The sequence below is a fragment of the Eubacterium maltosivorans genome (assembly GCF_002441855.2).
In the GTDB taxonomy this organism is placed as follows: Bacteria; Bacillota; Clostridia; order Eubacteriales; family Eubacteriaceae; genus Eubacterium; species Eubacterium maltosivorans.
Genome location: NZ_CP029487.1, coordinates 4,118,173 through 4,135,662 on the forward strand (window position 1 = coordinate 4,118,173; position 17,490 = coordinate 4,135,662).

Genomic DNA, 17,490 nt, shown 5'->3' on the forward strand with positions numbered 1-17,490 from the left:
TTAATATTTGGAGGTATTTTATAGATGATATCAGCAGGTGAATTTAAAAAAGGCGTGACCTTTGAAATGGATGGAAGTGTTTTCATGATTGTGGAATTCCAGCATGTAAAACCAGGAAAGGGTGCCGCTTTCGTTCGTACTAAAATCAGAAATGTTCTGACTGGAGCAGTTGTAGAAAAAACATTCAGCCCAACTGAAAAATTCCCGAAAGCCCATATTGACACAAAAGAAATGCAGTATCTGTACGCAGATGGCGATCTGTACTATTTTATGGATCTTGAAACCTATGAACAGATTCCGCTGAACTACGATCAGGTTGAAGATGCGCTGAAGTTCTTAAAAGAAAACGACAACGCAACCATCCGTTTCTTCAAAGGAGAAGCTTTCTCAGTAGCGGCTCCAAACTTTGTTGAACTGCTCATTACCAAAACCGAACCGGGCTTCAAGGGCGATACCGCTACTGGCGCCAATAAACCGGCAACTTTGGAAACGGGTGCGGTTATTACCGTTCCTTTATTTGTAGAAGAAGGAGATACGATTCGTGTAGACACCAGAACGGGTGAATACATGGAACGTGTATAATGCATATGAAATATATCCGTGAAAAGGTAGCCTTTATTGAAGGCCTGGTAGAAGGCCTTGAGTTAGACCTTACGACAAAGGAAGGTAAGGTGCTTGACCGGATTATCGACGTATTGGGCGATATGACCGATGCGCTGGAGGGTCTGGCAGAGGCTCAGGATGAGCTGGAAGATTACGCGGAAATGATTGATGACGACCTGACCGAGCTTGAGGAATTCATTCTGGATGAAGACTGGGATGAGGAATACGATGATTTTGATGATGTAGATTTTGACGATGACGACGATTATTATGAAGTTGTATGTCCAAAATGCGGAACAGTCTATATTACCGATTTCGAAGCCTTTGACGATGATGAAGTGTTTTGCCCTGAATGTGGCGAACAGTTTCATCTGGAAGAAAAAGTCGTTGAAGAATTAACCCATGGCGAAGGGTGTCAGTGCGGACATCATCACGAATAGGTGGTGTATAAAATGGATGAAAACCAAAAATTAAACCCTCAGGAAATCTCTAACGAAATGGTCTGTTCGATTGCGAATCTGGCTGCGCTGGGGGTGGACGGCATCGACAAAATGTTTATGCGTATGTCTGATGAAATATTGGATATGATTTATCCTTCTGCTGTTTCTAAGGGCGTAAAGGTTGTGCGCCAGGAAGATGGCTATCATATCGACGTGCATGTGATTACAGAGCTGGGAATTGACATTCCCCAGATTGCCAGAAAAACCCAGATTAAGGTCAAAGAATCTGTTGAGATTATGACCGGCAATCAGGTGGCGCAGGTTAATGTTCACGTGGAAGGCAGCGGAAAATATTAAAAAAGCATTCAAAAGGCTGTGAGAGTATTCTTGCGGCCTTTTATACTGTGAGATAGAGGTAACTATGAGTCGAAAAATGAATCGAAAAGAAGAGAGAGAACTGGCTCTGCGCGGGATTTTCCAGATTGATTTTCACGCGGAGGATGCAGAGCTGGATACCAGCCTCAAAAATTTTTTTGAGCTGGCGGGGCAGGGTGACCCTGAAGATGAAGTGTCAGGTATGACAGGCGGCTATGCGAAGAAGGTCATCGATGCTGCTCTTGAAAATCAAGGGGCTATTGATGCGCTGATCGCCAGCCATTTAAAGGAAACCTGGGATTTCAGCCGTGTGCCGAAAATGGAAAAGGCCATCCTGCGTCTGGGCGTTACCGAGCTTTTATACACCAAGGTGCCAAAAGAGGTAGCGATTAACGAGGCAGTAGAGCTGGCCAAAAAATACGCCTCAGAAGAAAGCAAAACCTATATCAATGGTATTCTCAATAGAGTGGCGGTCGAGCACGCAGACGAGCTTTCAAAGGATTGATGGAACATGGATGGTCTATCTCTGGGAATTGACACCAGTAATTACACAACCTCCATTGCCGTCGCTGATGCTGATGGCGAAGTGGTTTATGAAAAAGGGCTTCTGCTTCAGGTAAAGCCCGGCGGACGCGGGCTGCGCCAGTCAGAAGCCCTGTATCAGCATGTTAAAAACCTGCCGGTGCTTTTTGAGAGCATTCCTGAAAATTTGAAAATGCGGGAGCGGTTGCAGGTGGTGTGTTACTCGGACCGGCCGCGTCCTCTGGAGGATTCGTACATGCCGGTTTTTCGCGCAGGCATTGGATGGGGAAAAACCATTGGCAGTCTGTTTGGGATTCCTGCCTTTGCGGTGAGCCATCAGGAGAATCATATCCGCAGCGCCATTTACGGCAGCGGAATGAAACCGGAAGAACTCCATTTTCCACTTTTGGCAACGCATTTTTCTGGAGGCACCTCTGAGATACTGTTGGTAAACTCAAGGAAAAGCGGGTATGATTGTAAAATAGCGGGGGCGACCCTGGACCTGAATGCCGGACAGCTCATCGACCGGGTGGGTGTACGCCTGGGTTACGCTTTTCCTGCCGGCAAGGCGCTGGAGCAGCTGGCGCTGCAAGCAGTAGAGCGCAGCTGTGTGATACCGTCAAACGTTGATAAAATGAACTTTCACTTTTCGGGGCAGGAAAACAAAGCGGCAGCACTTCTGGACTCGGGGACAGCGCCGGAGGAGGTAGCCTATGGGCTCCACCGCTGTATCGCCAAGACATTATCGAAGGCCATAGCGCTGGCGGCTGCCACTTATGGTGTACGGGATGTTCTGTTTTCAGGCGGTGTTATGTCAAATCAGATCATCCGGGGACTTATCGAGAAAGAGCTGAGCCGCAGGCATCTGCGCCTGCACTTTACGAAACCCTGCTACGCGACCGACAATGCCGCCGGAAACGCGTTGCTGGGGATTGAAACCATGACATAAAGGGGGTTCCTATGATTACCCGGGCGCTTAGCGTTACAGAAGTCAATCATTTTATTAAAACCATGCTGGATGGAAACAGTGTGTTGAAAAACCTTATGGTAGAGGGAGAAATTTCCAATCTGAAGTTTCATTCCTCAGGCCATGTATATTTTTCTTTAAAAGACAGTCAAAGCCGTATTGCCTGCGTTATGTTCCGCAATAATGTGCAGAATCTGAAATTCCGGCCAGAGGAAGGGATGAAGATCACAATCAAGGGTGGCATTTCGGTTTTTGAACGCAACGGCCAGTACCAGATTTACGTGCGCTCTATGGAGCCCCAGGGAGTTGGCGCGCTTTACAAGGCCTTTGAGCAGCTGAAGGAAAAATATCAGGCATTGGGGTGGCTGGACACAGAGCAGAAAAAGCCCCTGCCAGAGTATATCCGCAGAGTGGGGATTGTTACCTCGCCTACTGGGGCGGCGATCCGCGATATGATCTCAGTCATCCGGCGGAGAAACCCTCGGATTCATATTGTCATCTACGGGGCCCTTGTGCAGGGAGACGGCGCGGCAGAAGAGATTGCGAGAGGGATCGAAACCTTTAACCGTCTTGGCAACGCAGATGTGATTATTATCGGACGTGGCGGCGGGTCCATGGAAGACTTGTGGGCCTTTAATGAGGAAATTGTGAGCGAAGCGATCCATGCCTCGCAGCTCCCCGTTATTTCAGCAGTAGGGCACGAAACGGATTTTACCATTGCGGATTTTGTGGCGGACATGCGTGCGCCAACACCGTCTGTAGCTGGTGAACTGGTAGCTGAGAACCTGTTAGAATGGGCAGGGACGTTAACCCAGCTGAAATCCCGTCTGCTCAAAGCGATGAACCGCCATATTGAAAAAAACCGTATGGCACTGACACAGGCTGCTGCCCGGCTTTTGAGAAGCGGGCCGGAAAATCAGGTGGCGGATATGCGCTTATACCTGGACGCGCTCCAGGACCGTATGCTGAGAGGCATGCGGTTTGAAATTGAGCGGCAGCGCAGCAGGGTGGAGTCAGTATCCAGGAGGCTGGATGCTCTGAATCCGCTGGGAGTGCTGAAACGTGGTTATGTTCTGGCTGAGGATAAATCCGGCGGTCTTGTACGCTCAGCTGCTGAGGCTGAGGCCGCGGGAACCATGAAATTAAAATTCCACGATGGCGAGGTCATCGTTTCTGTGATAAAGGAGGGGGCTGAATGGCAACCAAAAAATTAAAAACAAAAATTACCCGGCTCGAGACCATTGCAGAGGCTTTAGAGCAGAATGATCTGGATCTTGAAAAGTCACTGGCCCTTTTTGAAGAGGGCATGAAGCTGGTAAAGGAGTGCGGCAGTGATTTGGACGGCGTTGAAGAAAAGGTCACGATCTTGACAGCCGATAATCAGGAAATGCCTTATGAAGGAGAAACAGAGGAATGAAACCATTTAAAGAAACCCTATTGGAAAAAGTAAAGGAAACAGATCATGAGCTGCTGGCGTGCTTCGACCGGAAGTTTGATACGCCGGATATTATTGTCAGTGCCATGAAGTACAGTCTTTTTGCGGGTGGGAAGCGTTTGAGACCGATTTTGATGAAAGAAACCTGCCGCTGTCTGGGGGGCGATTCTGCAGATGTCAAACCGCTGGCCTGTGCCATTGAGATGATTCATACCTACTCGTTGATACATGATGACCTGCCAGCCATGGATAACGATGATCTGCGCCGCGGGAAGCCGACTAACCATAAGGTATACGGTGAAAATATGGCTATTCTGGCAGGAGACGCGCTTTTGAACTATGCGATGGAAACAGCCATTGCCGGCATCCCGGTAGATCCGTCAAAGACTTTCCATTATACCCGGGCGCTCAGCTACCTGGCACATTCGTCTGGCGTAAATGGTATGATCGGAGGCCAGACAGGCGACATTCTCAGTGAGAACGAGGCAATCAATGAGGAAAAAATGTATTACATTCACGCTCATAAGACAGGTGCTCTGCTGAAAGCAGCAGTGCTGTGCGGCGGGTTCGTGGCAAAGGTGACAGGTGAGGAACGCGACGCCCTGGAGACCTACAGCGAAAAAATTGGCCTGGCTTTCCAGATTGTCGATGATATTCTGGATGTAACCGGAGATGAAAAAACGCTGGGTAAGCCGGTCGGCAGCGATGAAAAGAACCACAAATCAACCTTTGTTTCCCTTTACGGGATGGCTTCCTCACAGGAAAAAATCCGAGAGCTGGAAAACGGTGCGCTGGACGCATTGGCAACCATTGACCATGACACTTCGTTTTTAGAGGATATGGCAAAATATATTTGCCAGAGAGAAAACTAAGAAAAAGAGATGATGCGGCGTTATGCCGTATCATCTCTTTTTGGTTATGCCTTGATCATATTTTTGCTGCCAAAATAGGTGGCGAGGAAGTAGCCGCCGTAAATGAGTACAAGAATCAGCGCGGTGACACCCGTGTTTCCCGCGACATTCACATGACCAAAGAAAGCAATAAAATCATTGGCGACTTTGAGCCCTACAATGGAGTGAATGACAGCGAGCGCCAGGGGCATCAGGAAATAGATGGCAATCTGAACAAAAAGAGCGTGGCGGATCATTTTGTCCTCTGCGCCGATCTTACGGAGCAAGGCGTAGCGTTCAGTGTTGTCCGACGCCTCGGAGAGCTGCTGGAGCGCCAGTATGGCAGCGCTGGCAATGAGGAAGATAATACCCACGTAAATCCCTACATAGGAGGTGGTGATTTTCATGGCGGTACCCTGCGCATACATTTCTTCCCGGGTGATGGTTAAGAAGCCGTTTTGTGGTGTCAGAAGGCCGGCATACTGGTTTAAAATTTCGCTTGAAGCCTCTGCAGGCGCTTTGTAATTGATATTGAGTTGCGCGCTGTCAAAAGGGAGATTTTGTGCCAGGGCATCGGACACAATGAGTGTACCGCTGTTGCTAAATGAAAAGTTTGTGCCAATGGTACAGTTAATGGCCGGTCCTGCGCTTTCAAGCGTGGCTCCGTTTAAGGTAACCTTTCCGTTGTTTTCGAGGAAGGTATCCACAGATGGGGTGATCTGGGGCATATCATAAAAGATACGGAATTGTCCCTCGCTTAGTGTAATGGTGTCTTTTCCGAGCGCTCTCATTTGGGCGTTAAAATCAGAAAGAGAAACAACCTGCATTGGGTTTTTTTTGAAACGCTCGAAGGCTTCACCGGTCAGCATGTTTTTTACGCCCTCTGTAGAATACTCAAATAAAACCGCGTTTGGCACATCGCTGAGATGGTAGGTGATCTGGCTTGTTTCTCCGGCAAAACGGTTCAAGTCGACCCCCTGAGCAGCCAGTTCGGCGGCGATATCCGCATAAATCGGCTGGTCATCCAGGTAAGGGTTTTCCGGGCCGCTGGTAATGGTCGCGTCAAAGGGAGTGGTCTTCTCGGCTGAGCTTGTAAGCACATCGGCCAGGCTGATTCCGCTTGACAGGGTGCCGATGGTGAACAGCAGCATGATGCAGATAACCGTCATTGAAATAAAGGTGGTATTGATCTTGCTGTTGAGCTGGCGGAGAACGAACATATTAAGCCCTTTAAGGTACAGCTTTTTATTGGACTGGACAAGGCGGAGCAGGAAACCAGATAAGGACATGAAGAACAGCAGTGTCCCCACAGAGCCACAGGCCAGGGCGGCTGCAAACTGAGGGCCTATGTCCATAAGGCCATTGTCAATGATCAGGTAGTAGGCGACACTGATAAAAATGACAGCGGCGGTAAAAATAACGACAGAATGCCAGAGCTTTTTGACCTTAAAGGTTTCATTTTTCTTATCTGCGCTCAGCAGGTCGATGAGCTTGTATTTTGAAATGGACAGTGTATTAAACAGCATGACCATGATAAAAATCAGACTGAAATAAAGAATGGTCTTTCCGCAGGCAGCGGGTGAAAAGACAAATTTAAACTCCGTAAAGGCCGCTTCAAACATTTTGGCCGTTACGACGGCCAGAACTTCGGAAAGGAAGAATCCCAGAATCAGCCCGACTGTCAGTGAGACAATGCCGATCAGAAGGGTCTCAAGCATTAAAATCCAGGACATTTTACTTTTGTCCATGCCCAAGGTCATGTAGATGCCAAGCTCTTTTTTACGCCGTTTGATCAGGAATTTATTGGCGTAAAGGATCAGAAATCCGAGAATAATCGAGATGAACACCGAGACATAGCCCATGATCATTGTCAGGCTCTGGAGAGCCTGCTCGTCGCTTGAGCTGATGCTCATCATGGCCTGCTGGGACTCGATGGAGTTAAAGACATAAAAGACACAGACGCCAAAGGTCAGAGTCAGAAAATAGATGGTATAATCCCGGACGCTGCGCCGTACATTGCGGAAGGCAAGCTTAGAGTACATCGCTGTTCCCTCCTCCCAAAAGGCTGACAACATCAATAATGCGTTTAAAGAAAACCTTGCGGCTGTCATCGCCCCGAATCAGTTCGTTAAAGATTTTGCCGTCCTTTATAAAGAGGATGCGTTTGCAGTAGCTGGCAGTGAAGGCATCATGGGTAACCATAAGGATGGTGGCGTGAAGCTGTTCGTTGAGGGTGTCAAAGGCCTCGAGCAGCATCCGGGCAGATTTGGAATCCAGCGCCCCGGTGGGCTCATCGGCCAAAATGAGCGCAGGCTTGGTGATGATGGCTCTTGCGCTGGCAACACGCTGCTTCTGGCCGCCGGAGATCTGATAGGGGTACTTTTCTAGAATATCGGTAATCTGCAGGCGCTTGGCCACACTGCGCACCCGCTTGTCGATGGTCGCTGCCGGTACCCTGAGAATTGTCAGCGCAAGGGCAATATTTTCGTAGGCGGTCAGGGTGTCTAAAAGATTGAAATCCTGGAAAATAAAGCCAAGCTGTTCCCGCCGAAACTGTGAAAGCTGACGCGAGCGCAGCTCGGTGATGTCCCGGTCCTGGATCAGAATATGGCCTGCGGTCACGGAGTCGATGGTAGACACGCAGTTCAGCAGTGTGGTTTTACCGCTTCCTGAGGCGCCCATGATACCAATGTATTCGCCCTTGTTTACATTAAAGCTGATGTCGTCAACAGCTTTTGTGATATTTCCGTTATTTCCATAATATTTTTCGATATGCTGTACAGACAGTATCGGTGTTGTTTTTTCCATAAGTAACCTCCTTAAAGCACTTTGGTTGTATTATCTTTTATGGTCATAGTATACCGCTGTGCCGCCTGACAAACCATCGAAGTTGCTTACGGAAAGCTTACATTTTTGTCACATTTGCTCCAGGACAGGGAAATGAATGGTGGCGGTTGTTCCGCGTCCGGACACGGATTCGACACTCAGGCCAAGTCCCAGTTTCTGGCAGAGCTTTTTGCAGAGATAGAGGCCAATGCCCGTCGCCTTGGCGCTGCCCCGGCGGCCGTTGCTGCCTGTAAAGCCCTTATCAAAGATCCGGTCAATGTCCTCTGGCGGGATACCGATCCCGTTGTCAGCAATGGAGAGAAGAATCTCAGCGCCATTACAGGCGCCGGAAACAGTGATCTCGGCCGGGGTGGACGAGCTGTAGTCCAGGTATTTCAGCGAATTGTCCAAAAGCTGGCCAAGGATAAAATCCGTCCATTTGGGATCGGTAAATACTTCATGTTCCAGCCCATTGGTGGAAAGTTTGATTTTTTGACGGATGAAAGTTTTAGCGGTTTTTCGTATGACAGGGTTTACCAGGTTCTGAAGACACGTTTTTTTGATAACATAGTCCTTTTCGACGCCGCTGCTGCGCGAATAAAAAAGAGCCTGATTCACATAGCGCTCAATCTGGTCGATTTCTTCACCGAGTGAGAGTGTTACAGGTGTCTGATGATTTTCGATGATAAGCTCGGCTGAAGCAATGGGGGTCTTGACCTCGTGAACCCAGGTTTCAATGTACTCCCGGTATTCATTGGAGCTGCGCCGGTAGACGGCAATTTCATCGTTCATGCTCTTGCTAGCGGTTTTCAGCACCTCGTACAGAATGCGGCATTCATTGAGCGAAGGCCGGTTGATGAGCTCAGATAGAAGATATTTTTTGTCAAGCCGGCTGAGTTTTTTACAGACGTCATTATAAAAGTGGGCTTTCATAAAAAACTCAACCCAGAAGACAAGAGACAAAGCAAAGAAAAGCACGAGCAGGAGGTAAAGGCGGGAGCCTTTATCGACGTGCAGGAGCTCCAGGCTAAAGCCCATAAAAACCAGCAGAACTGTTGAAACCGACAAGAACAGAAGCTTATCTTTTACGTAATCCAGAAACCGCATGCGTTACACCATATAGCCCTGGCCACGTTTGGTGACGAGGTAATCCTTCAGGCCGATTTCGCTGATTTTGCGGCGCAGGCGGTTGATATTGACGGTGAGGGTATTGTCGTCCACAAATGCATCGGACTGCCAGAGGGCATTCATGATGGCCTCGCGGGAGACGATTTCGTTTTTATGGGACAGCAGAAGGCGGAGAATACCAACTTCATTTTTGGTCAGTTCGGTCTCCCCTCTGGCGGACTGAATTACGCTTCGGGATAAGTCAAGGGTCAGTCCGTTATGAGACATGGTAGTGGAACCGGAAGAGGGATTGGCCCGTTTGAGCACAGAAGCGATCCGCGCCAGAAGGATCTGAGTATTGTAGGGTTTCGTAATATAATCATCTGCGCCAAGGTTCATGCTCATCAGTTCGTCAAATTCACTGTCCCGGCTGGTGACAATAATAATAGGAACATCCGATTGTTTTCGGATTTCCCGGCAGATATAATACCCGTCATAAACCGGCAGGTTAATATCCAGAAGAATGAGGTCCGGCGGATTGGCCAGAATGGATGTGGTAATGTGTTTAAAGCTGTCTGGGAAAACGGGATCATAGCCGTAGCGGTTCAGAAATTCACTGAGCTCCTGACGGATTTTGGGATCATCTTCGATGATCATTATTCTCATGGAGAGCCTCCTTATAATCATTGATACTTTTATATTAACATGAACACCAAAGGGTTTTCATTAACTTTTTTAAATTACTTTGGAAAAGCGACTGCTCACATTGACAGATGTTTCTTTTAAACGTATAATGGGCATATTATGAAAAAATAGCAACTTGTTTTTATTTGCAGTAAAGTTGGGTATAAAAGTGTCATAAGTTCAATAACCATGTCAAAATCTCGACATGGGAGCGCACTTCTGAGGAGGAAGTTAGATGAAGAAAATACTGATCGTCGGCGGTGTAACCGGCGGTGCGTCGGCTGCGGCAAGGCTGAGGCGTTTGAACGAGGAAGATGAGATCATTTTGTTTGAACGCAGTGAGCATACCGGCTGCGCCGGCTGTGGTCTTCCGTATTATATTGGAGGCGTCATAGAGGAACGCCGGAAGCTGCTTCAAACGGTTTCTGGACTGGCAAAGCGCTATCGTCTGGATATCCGCTGCGGCAGTGAGGTGCTGTCCATCAACCGCGACGACAAAAGCATTACGGTCAGAGAAAAAGAGACGGGCGAAACCTACGAAGAAAGCTATGACAAGCTGGTTCTCTCGCCAGGGTCCAGACCTACTGTGCCGGATTTGCCGGGAATGGATGAAGCTGAAAATGCCTTTACACTAAAAGACGTTCAGGATGCTGATGTTCTTAAAAAAGCGCTTATGACCCTTACTCCCAAGCATGCTGTCGTGGTCGGTGGTGGTTTTGGCGGCCTTGCGATGGCTGAAAATCTGCAGAGGCTGGGGCTGACGGTTACCATTGTCGAAAAAAAGCGGCAGGTTGTGGGAGCCTTTGATTTTGAAATGGCCCAGATTCTTCATCGTGAGCTCAATGTGCATGGCGTAGGCCTTGTCCTGGATGACGGTGTCAGCCGTTTTGAGAATAAAGGAAAAACGCTGGTTTTAGAGTCGGGACGTACGCTGGACTGTGATCTGTCGATCCTGACAATGGGCGTGAAGCCAGAAAGTGGGCTGGCACAAAGGGCAGGACTGCGGGTAAGCGAAGCGGGGTATGTTGTTACAACCCAGACCTACGCTGCGCTGGATGCGGATCTGCTGACCCCGGTGGACGGTATATATGCCATTGGAGACGTGGTTCAGGTACAAAATTTTGTTGACAAGCAGCCGGATGCGGCAGGGCTTGCGGGACCAGCCACAAGGCAAGGGCGTGTGCTCGCAGATCATCTGGCGGGTTTACCGACTGTTAACAACGGTCTCCAGAGAACTTCTATCCTCAAAATATTCGGTAAAACAGCTGCGACGACTGGAAATAATGTTGTCCGTCTTAAAAAAATGGGTATTTCTTATCAGGAGGTACACGCACACCGGCTGTGCCACGCAGACAATTATCCCGGAGCTTCGCTTATTGATCTGAAGCTTATCTATGATCCCAAAACCCTTAAAATTCTTGGTGCACAGGCAGTGGGGAAGGAAGGGGTAGACAAACGGATCGATGTAATCTCAACGGCTATGCGCCTGGGGGCTACTATAAGGAATCTTGCCTGTCTGGAGCTCTGTTACGCACCACCTTATTCTACGGTCAAGGACCCTGTTAATATTCTCGGCACCATTGCGGGGAATATTAGTGAAGGGGTTTATAAAACCATTCCCTGGGATGAGATAGAGGGGGTTGTAACAGATGGCGGATTTCTGCTTGATGTCATGCCACCGGAAGAATTTGATAAAGGTCATATCAGCGGTGCGGTTAATATTGAGTTAGACTGTCTTCGCGAGCGGCTGGATGAGCTGCCTCAGGAGAGAGGGCTGCCGCTTTATATCTGCAGCGGTACCGGCCAGAGGGCCTATACGGCGGTCCGCCTTTTGCGGGGATGCGGATATAATAACCTTTATCTTTTATCAGGCGGATACGCCACCTATTGCGATGGCACCTATCAGCCGAACGCATAATGAAATTTGAATAATCGATGATATAAATGGAGGAACAAAAATGAACGAACTGGATCAGATTAAAGAATTGCACGACATGTTAAACATAGGTCTTGGGTTTGAAAAGGACCTGAAAAAGGTTGGGATCAACACCCCGGACGAACTGCGCAAGGTTGGCAGCAAAGAGGCCTTTCTCCGGCTTAAACGAGGCGGTGTCCAGAATCTGAATCTTAACAAGCTGGCCGCTCTCGAGGGTGCAATACGGAACGTTAAAAAATATGCTCTGGACGAATCGACCAGAGAGGACATGGAAGAGTTTTACATGACTTACGAGCTTTAAAAAAGAAGATACGGCGTCTTGCCGTATCTTCTTTTTTATTCTAGAAGTCCATTTTCTTTTCAATATAGCCGACCACTTCATCAATGGGCAGGCGGACCTGTTCCATGGTATCACGGTCACGCAGGGTGACGGCATTGTCTTCCTGAGTATCGAAATCTACCGTTATACAAATTGGTGTGCCAATTTCATCCTGACGGCGGTAACGCTTGCCGATACTGCCAGCTTCATCATAATCGACCATGAAGTGCTTAGCGAGCTGGGCATATACTTCCGTTGCTTTTTCGCTGAGCTTTTTAGACAGCGGGAGAACAGCGGCTTTATAGGCAGAAAGCGCGGGGTGTATCTTCATTACATTTCGTTCTTCGCCGTTTTCAAGGGTTTCCTTTTCCATGGCGTTACACAGGAATGCCAAAAACATACGGTCAGCCCCAAGAGATGGTTCAATGACATAGGGAAGATATTTTTCGTTGGTTACCGGATCCTGGTACTGCATATCCTTGCCCGAAACATTCTGATGCTGTGTGAGGTCAAAGTCGGTACGGTCCGCGATGCCCCAGAGCTCACCCCAGCCAAAGGGAAACAGGAACTCAACATCGGTAGTGGCATTGGAGTAGTGGGACAGTTCCTCTTTTTCGTGATCTCTGAAACGGACATTTTCCTCTTTCATGCCAAGGGAGAACAGCCAGTTGCGGCAGAAGTCCTTCCAGTAGGTAAACCATTCGAGATCAGTACCGGGCTCGCAGAAAAATTCAAGCTCCATCTGTTCAAATTCACGTGTTCTGAAAATAAAGTTACCCGGCGTGATTTCGTTACGGAAGGATTTACCAATCTGTCCAATACCAAAAGGAATTTTTTTACGGGTCGTGCGCTGTACGTTTTTAAAATTGACGAAAATCCCCTGGGCGGTTTCAGGTCTCAGATAAATTTCGGATGAGCTGTCCTCTGTGACACCCTGGAAGGTTTTAAACATCAGGTTAAACTGGCGGATATCGGTGAAGTCTTCAGCGCCGCATTCGGGGCACTTGATGTGGTTTTCGCGGATAAAATCCATCATTTTTTCATTGGACCAGCCGTCAACAACCGCTTCCTCACCCTTTGCGTGAAAATAGTCTTCGATCAGCTTATCGGCGCGAAAACGTGTTTTACAGGACTTGCAGTCCATGAGCGGATCATTAAAGCCGCCGACATGGCCGGAAGCAACCCAGGTTTTCGGATTCATCAGAATCGCAGCGTCAAGGCCGACATTATAAGGTGATTCCTGGACGAATTTCTTCCACCAGGCTCTTTTTACATTATTCTTCATTTCGACCCCGATCGGGCCGTAGTCCCAGCTGTTGGCGAGACCATCATAAATTTCAGATCCTGGAAAAACGATTCCTCTCATTTTTGCCAGGCTGACAATTTCATTCATCGTGAATGCAGACATAGTATCCTCCTACAAATTTCGTTTATCCTACTATTTTACCACAGTTTCTATCAAAAAACAGTGCCTAAAAATAATTTATAAAAAAGTAAATTTGTTGTTAAAAAACAGAGCGATTAGTGTTAAAATACCTATAAGTGTGTTTAAGAAAAAGTACAGAAAACGAGATTATGCTTATGTGGAGGAAAGTATGACATTATCGATGTTTATTGGTCTTTTTGGGGGCCTGGGGATGTTTATCTATGGGATGCATCTGATGAGTGAGGGCTTAAAGATTGTTGCCGGTAATAAGATGAAGCATCTTTTGGAGATTTTGACAAACAATCGCTTTAAAGCTGTGCTGTGTGGGATCATTGTCACCATTATGGTTCAGAGCTCCAGCACCACGACGGTTATGGTGGTTGGTTTTGTTAATGCATCACTGATGACGCTTACCCAGGCGGCTGGGATTATTCTGGGAGCCAATATTGGGACCACCGTAATGGCACAGCTCATTGCCTTCAACGTCACAGCGGTCGCACCCTTTTTTATCGGTGTGGGTACCTTTATGGCTCTTTTTGCCAAAAAGAAAAGCGCGCGGGATCTGGGGAGTATTCTGCTGGGCTTTGGGATTTTGTTCTTCGGCGTCAATCTGATGTCTTCAACCATGGAGCCATTAAATGACAGCCCGGAGTTTATACATCTGCTAACGACCTATGGCAAAAACCCGATTTTCGGTCTGCTGCTGGGCACAATCATCACGGGCATTATGCAGAGCTCCGGCGCGACACTCGGTCTGCTTCAGGCTCTGGCTATTTCCGGCGTTTTCGCTGGCGTCGGCGGAACAGACGCGATCCAGATCTGTATTCCGATTATGATCGGTACAAACATCGGGACCTGTGTCACCGCGCTCTTATCCAGCATCGGAACATCCACCGCGGCCAGAAACGCGGCCTTCATCCACCTTTTTGTGAATATTTTCGGAGCGGTATGGGTAATGATAGTACTGGGTATTATTGATGCAGTTGCGGTTGTCAATCCGATTTATGAGTTGATTGTCAATATTTCAGGAACGACGATCACAGAGACGGGTCAGGTACTGCCCAATGTCGCGCGCCAGATCGCCATGTCACATACCTTCTTTAATGTGGCCAATACCATTGTGCTGCTGCCGATTATTGACCGGTTTGTAACGCTGCTGGAAAAAATGTTTCCCACAGCCGAAGAGGAAAAGGGGCTGCAGCTGGACGAACGTCTTCTCAATAACCCGTCGGTTGCCCTTGGCCAGGTTGGCAAGGAGGTCATCCGCCTGAGCAAAATGGCAAAGAAAAACTTTAAAACTGCCTGTGACGCAGTCATGACAGGTGATGAAAAACTGATTGAAAAGATTATTGAGCGTGAAGAACGCATTGACGAATTTGAGCATGGTATTATGGACTTTACGGTCAGGCTTTCAAATATGAATGTATCGGAACAGGAAAATGACCGTCTGGCCTTTTATCTGAAGGGAAGCCATGACCTGGAACGTATCGGGGATCATGCTGAAAATATCAGTGAGCTGGCTGAAATGAAAAATCGTGAAAAAATCGCTCTGAGTGATGTTGCGACAACCGATCTGGAAAATCTCATTGAGTTTACAAACAGAACATTGAACGATGTGAGCCAGATGATTGAGACAGAGGACAGAAGCCTCTGCGAACGTGTCTTAAACGAAGAAGACCAGATTGACGCGCTGACCGATAAGCTCAAAAATGAACATATCCGCCGCCTGAATAAAGGACAGTGTAACGCCTACGCGGGTGTTGTATATCTTGATCTGCTGGCGAACATTGAGCGTGTCGGCGACCATGCGTCCAATATTGCCAATGACATATTGGAGCTTAAGGAGCAGCGCGGCGTCAACAAAATTGAGGAGGTAATTTACTAATGCATTATGATATTATCATTATCGGGAGTGGCCCTGCCGGGCTGGCGGCGGGTTTATATGCCGCCAGAGGGCAGATGCGCACACTCATTCTTGAAAAGGGCGGCTTTGGCGGTCAGATCGCTACCAGCTGGGAGGTCGAAAATTATCCCGGAGCGCCGGCAGATACCACTGGCCCTTCTCTTACTGAGAGAATGAGGGAACAGTGTGTGGATTTTGGCGTTGAATTTCAAACGGAAGAGTTTAAATATTTTGAAAAAACCGGACAGACCTTTGAGGTAACCACAAGCAGTACGGTATATCAGACAAAGGCGATTATCGTAGCAACGGGCGCCCAGCCAAAACTGCTTGGCTGCCCGGGAGAGCTTGAGTTTCGTGGACTGGGCGTCTCCTACTGCGCTACCTGCGACGCCAATTTTTTCAGGAACCTTGAAATTGCGGTTGTCGGTGGCGGCGACACGGCCATTGAGGAAGCCATTTATCTGACCAAATTTGCGTCTAAAGTAACGGTTATCCACCGCAGAGACAAGCTGCGTGCCGCTAAGGTTCTTCAGGAGCGCGCCATGGAAAATGAAAAAATCCGCTTTGTATGGGACAGCGTGGTTGAGGAGATTAAAGGCGATGGGCTGGTTCAGAGCATTGTGGTTAAAAATGTTAAGGACGGCGCTCTGACAGAGATCCCGGTACAGGGGGTATTTGTCTATGTCGGCCAGATCCCGCACACTCAGTACTTTGTTGGCACTTTAGAAAAGGATGCACGGGACTACCTGATCACCGATGAAGATATGTGCACCAACATTCCAGGCGTCTTTGCTGCTGGCGATGTGCGCCGTAAATCTCTGCGGCAGGTGGTGACAGCGGCGGGAGACGGAGCGATTGCGGCTGTCAGCGCCATCAAATATATTGAGGATTACTCGGAAGTGGCAGAATCATGAAACGGCTGGCAGCGGTTATCCTCATACTGCTGACTGCCCTCAGTTTTGGTGGATGTCAGACAAAGGACAGTGAAAAGGCTTATGAGGAACCCGTTATCATGTTCGCGGCCGGTGTCGGAGGCGTTGAGGATGGTTCTTTTAACAGCAGTATCATCAACGGCCTGCGAAAGGGCGCCCGTGAGCTGAAGTACGACCTGAAAATTCTTCAGAGTGAGACGGATGATCAATACAATGAGAATCTTAAGGCTGCGATTCAGGCAAAACCGGCGATGATCATCAGTGTGACAGGCCACAGTGATCAGCTGCTGGCAGCGGCGGCCCAAAATCCAGATATCCATTTTGCGTTGATTGACGGAACCACCCCAAAAAACGCGGGAGCTGACTTGCCGGCAAATTTTGTTTCGATGAATTTTGACAATGCCCAAGGTGCTTTTCTGATGGGCGTTCTGGCGGCATCGGCCAATGACACTTCAGGGGTTCAGGGGTTCATCGGTGGTATGGATATTCCTGTAGTAAAGAGCGCGGAGATTGGCTACCGCGCCGGCATTAAAGCCGTTTCTCCGGAAAATGTTGTGGTGAGCAGCAATATCGGCAGCTTTAATGATGCCGAAAAGGCGGGGCAGGTGGCCGGAGAACAGCACAATCAGGGAGCCGGCGTTATTTTCGGCTTTGCGGGCGGCTCGAATATCGGCGTCATAGAGAACGCCGCGTCTGGCGGTTACTGGTTTATCGGCGTTGATCAGGACCAGGCGGTTGTCTATCCGCAGTTTGCGCCGACGATCCTGTGCTCAATGGTCAAAAATGTTGACAACGCAGCTTACGACGCTGTAAAAATGCAGATGGACGGCAGTTTTAAGGGCGGCATTTACGAGTATGGTGTGGGAAACGGGGGCATTACCCTTGGCAGCGCCGGCGGCAATATTACACCGGAGCTTCAGTCCATATATGATACATGGCAGAAGGCGATTTCTGACGGAAGCGTCAGGGTACCTGAAACCCAGGCTGAGCTGGACGCCTTCAATGGCCATACCGAAGAAGAATAATACGGAAAGATGATGCGGCAGAACGCCGTATCATCTTTTTTAAATTTATTTTAATGGGAAAACATGATATAATACCTTGATAGATTAGAATAAAGCACCC

At 48.4% G+C, this 17,490-nt stretch carries 18 protein-coding genes; 13 read left to right on the top strand and 5 right to left on the bottom strand.

Annotation, left to right across the window (positions count from 1 at the left end):
* Window positions 1–24 precede the first annotated feature (24 nt).
* From efp to CPZ25_RS19145, 8 genes are all read left to right on the top strand, one after another.
* Window positions 25–582 (top strand): elongation factor P, encoded by a 558-nt coding sequence (efp, locus tag CPZ25_RS19110; protein WP_013381755.1) that lies wholly within the window; start codon window positions 25–27, stop codon window positions 580–582.
* Entirely contained in the window at window positions 582–1,043 is a 462-nt protein-coding gene (locus CPZ25_RS19115) for a CD1247 N-terminal domain-containing protein (protein ID WP_013381754.1), read from the top strand. Before efp ends, CPZ25_RS19115 begins: the two co-directional genes overlap by 1 nt.
* Window positions 1,044–1,055: 12 nt before the next feature.
* Window positions 1,056–1,400 (top strand): Asp23/Gls24 family envelope stress response protein, encoded by a 345-nt coding sequence (locus CPZ25_RS19120; protein ID WP_013381753.1) that lies wholly within the window; start codon window positions 1,056–1,058, stop codon window positions 1,398–1,400.
* A gap of 76 nt (window positions 1,401–1,476) precedes the next feature.
* On the top strand, window positions 1,477–1,923 hold the full coding sequence (nusB, locus tag CPZ25_RS19125) for a transcription antitermination factor NusB (protein WP_167495272.1): 447 nt from the start codon (window positions 1,477–1,479) through the stop codon (window positions 1,921–1,923).
* Window positions 1,924–1,929: 6 nt separating this feature from the next.
* The gene (locus CPZ25_RS19130) at window positions 1,930–2,889 is read left to right on the top strand and encodes a Kae1-like domain-containing protein (RefSeq protein ID WP_096920777.1); all 960 of its coding nucleotides are present in this window, start codon (window positions 1,930–1,932) and stop codon (window positions 2,887–2,889) included.
* Between the two features lie 11 nt (window positions 2,890–2,900).
* A complete protein-coding gene (gene xseA / locus CPZ25_RS19135; RefSeq protein ID WP_096920776.1) occupies window positions 2,901–4,121 on the top strand; it encodes an exodeoxyribonuclease VII large subunit in 1,221 nt (406 codons plus the stop codon).
* The gene (xseB, locus tag CPZ25_RS19140; protein ID WP_013381749.1) at window positions 4,103–4,324 is read left to right on the top strand and encodes an exodeoxyribonuclease VII small subunit; all 222 of its coding nucleotides are present in this window, start codon (window positions 4,103–4,105) and stop codon (window positions 4,322–4,324) included. The genes xseA and xseB overlap by 19 nt, the downstream gene beginning before the upstream one ends.
* Window positions 4,321–5,214 carry a polyprenyl synthetase family protein gene (locus CPZ25_RS19145; protein WP_013381748.1) on the top strand — a complete coding sequence of 298 codons (894 nt, stop codon included), beginning with the start codon at window positions 4,321–4,323 and terminating at the stop codon, window positions 5,212–5,214. The genes xseB and CPZ25_RS19145 overlap by 4 nt, the downstream gene beginning before the upstream one ends.
* A 44-nt stretch (window positions 5,215–5,258) precedes the next feature.
* On the opposite strand, the gene CPZ25_RS19150 is transcribed toward CPZ25_RS19145, so the two are convergent.
* The 4 genes from CPZ25_RS19150 to CPZ25_RS19165 form a co-directional block, all read right to left on the bottom strand.
* Window positions 5,259–7,274, bottom strand: coding sequence for an FtsX-like permease family protein (locus CPZ25_RS19150; protein ID WP_167495273.1), 2,016 nt, complete (start codon window positions 7,272–7,274; stop codon window positions 5,259–5,261).
* Window positions 7,264–8,040: an ABC transporter ATP-binding protein gene (locus tag CPZ25_RS19155; protein WP_013381746.1), complete on the bottom strand. Its 777-nt coding sequence runs from the start codon at window positions 8,038–8,040 to the stop codon at window positions 7,264–7,266. The genes CPZ25_RS19150 and CPZ25_RS19155 overlap by 11 nt, the downstream gene beginning before the upstream one ends.
* A gap of 108 nt (window positions 8,041–8,148) precedes the next feature.
* Window positions 8,149–9,165, bottom strand: coding sequence for a sensor histidine kinase (locus CPZ25_RS19160; protein ID WP_013381745.1), 1,017 nt, complete (start codon window positions 9,163–9,165; stop codon window positions 8,149–8,151).
* A 3-nt stretch (window positions 9,166–9,168) separates the two neighbouring features.
* Window positions 9,169–9,831 carry a response regulator transcription factor gene (locus CPZ25_RS19165; RefSeq protein WP_090413338.1) on the bottom strand — a complete coding sequence of 221 codons (663 nt, stop codon included), beginning with the start codon at window positions 9,829–9,831 and terminating at the stop codon, window positions 9,169–9,171.
* Between the two features lie 253 nt (window positions 9,832–10,084).
* Here CPZ25_RS19165 and CPZ25_RS19170 point away from each other — a divergent pair, with 253 nt between their 5' ends.
* Complete coding sequence (locus CPZ25_RS19170) at window positions 10,085–11,767, top strand: FAD-dependent oxidoreductase (RefSeq protein ID WP_096920774.1); 1,683 nt, start codon at window positions 10,085–10,087, stop codon at window positions 11,765–11,767.
* A 40-nt stretch (window positions 11,768–11,807) separates the two neighbouring features.
* The gene (locus CPZ25_RS19175) at window positions 11,808–12,086 is read left to right on the top strand and encodes a TfoX/Sxy family DNA transformation protein (protein ID WP_013381742.1); all 279 of its coding nucleotides are present in this window, start codon (window positions 11,808–11,810) and stop codon (window positions 12,084–12,086) included.
* A 40-nt stretch (window positions 12,087–12,126) separates the two neighbouring features.
* Here the strand turns inward: CPZ25_RS19175 and CPZ25_RS19180 are convergent, their stop codons facing one another.
* A complete protein-coding gene (locus CPZ25_RS19180) occupies window positions 12,127–13,512 on the bottom strand; it encodes a glycine--tRNA ligase (protein WP_013381741.1) in 1,386 nt (461 codons plus the stop codon).
* Between the two features lie 187 nt (window positions 13,513–13,699).
* Between CPZ25_RS19180 and CPZ25_RS19185 the strand changes: the two genes are divergently transcribed.
* From CPZ25_RS19185 to CPZ25_RS19195, 3 genes are read left to right on the top strand one after another with little or no spacing between them, the layout of a single operon-like run.
* Window positions 13,700–15,415 (top strand): Na/Pi cotransporter family protein, encoded by a 1,716-nt coding sequence (locus tag CPZ25_RS19185; protein ID WP_013381740.1) that lies wholly within the window; start codon window positions 13,700–13,702, stop codon window positions 15,413–15,415.
* Window positions 15,415–16,347 (top strand): thioredoxin-disulfide reductase, encoded by a 933-nt coding sequence (trxB, locus tag CPZ25_RS19190; RefSeq protein ID WP_013381739.1) that lies wholly within the window; start codon window positions 15,415–15,417, stop codon window positions 16,345–16,347. Before CPZ25_RS19185 ends, trxB begins: the two co-directional genes overlap by 1 nt.
* Window positions 16,344–17,390: a BMP family lipoprotein gene (locus tag CPZ25_RS19195; RefSeq protein WP_013381738.1), complete on the top strand. Its 1,047-nt coding sequence runs from the start codon at window positions 16,344–16,346 to the stop codon at window positions 17,388–17,390. Before trxB ends, CPZ25_RS19195 begins: the two co-directional genes overlap by 4 nt.
* Window positions 17,391–17,490: the final 100 nt, after the last annotated feature.

Coding starts and splice junctions, on each gene's coding strand:
- efp (WP_013381755.1), top strand. CDS start 25: ATGATATCAGCAGGTGAATTTAAAAAAGGCGTGACCTTTGAAATGGAT.
- CPZ25_RS19115 (WP_013381754.1), top strand. CDS start 582: ATGCATATGAAATATATCCGTGAAAAGGTAGCCTTTATTGAAGGCCTG.
- CPZ25_RS19120 (WP_013381753.1), top strand. CDS start 1,056: ATGGATGAAAACCAAAAATTAAACCCTCAGGAAATCTCTAACGAAATG.
- nusB (WP_167495272.1), top strand. CDS start 1,477: ATGAATCGAAAAGAAGAGAGAGAACTGGCTCTGCGCGGGATTTTCCAG.
- CPZ25_RS19130 (WP_096920777.1), top strand. CDS start 1,930: ATGGATGGTCTATCTCTGGGAATTGACACCAGTAATTACACAACCTCC.
- xseA (WP_096920776.1), top strand. CDS start 2,901: ATGATTACCCGGGCGCTTAGCGTTACAGAAGTCAATCATTTTATTAAA.
- xseB (WP_013381749.1), top strand. CDS start 4,103: ATGGCAACCAAAAAATTAAAAACAAAAATTACCCGGCTCGAGACCATT.
- CPZ25_RS19145 (WP_013381748.1), top strand. CDS start 4,321: ATGAAACCATTTAAAGAAACCCTATTGGAAAAAGTAAAGGAAACAGAT.
- CPZ25_RS19150 (WP_167495273.1), bottom strand. CDS start 7,274: ATGTACTCTAAGCTTGCCTTCCGCAATGTACGGCGCAGCGTCCGGGAT.
- CPZ25_RS19155 (WP_013381746.1), bottom strand. CDS start 8,040: ATGGAAAAAACAACACCGATACTGTCTGTACAGCATATCGAAAAATAT.
- CPZ25_RS19160 (WP_013381745.1), bottom strand. CDS start 9,165: ATGCGGTTTCTGGATTACGTAAAAGATAAGCTTCTGTTCTTGTCGGTT.
- CPZ25_RS19165 (WP_090413338.1), bottom strand. CDS start 9,831: ATGAGAATAATGATCATCGAAGATGATCCCAAAATCCGTCAGGAGCTC.
- CPZ25_RS19170 (WP_096920774.1), top strand. CDS start 10,085: ATGAAGAAAATACTGATCGTCGGCGGTGTAACCGGCGGTGCGTCGGCT.
- CPZ25_RS19175 (WP_013381742.1), top strand. CDS start 11,808: ATGAACGAACTGGATCAGATTAAAGAATTGCACGACATGTTAAACATA.
- CPZ25_RS19180 (WP_013381741.1), bottom strand. CDS start 13,512: ATGTCTGCATTCACGATGAATGAAATTGTCAGCCTGGCAAAAATGAGA.
- CPZ25_RS19185 (WP_013381740.1), top strand. CDS start 13,700: ATGACATTATCGATGTTTATTGGTCTTTTTGGGGGCCTGGGGATGTTT.
- trxB (WP_013381739.1), top strand. CDS start 15,415: ATGCATTATGATATTATCATTATCGGGAGTGGCCCTGCCGGGCTGGCG.
- CPZ25_RS19195 (WP_013381738.1), top strand. CDS start 16,344: ATGAAACGGCTGGCAGCGGTTATCCTCATACTGCTGACTGCCCTCAGT.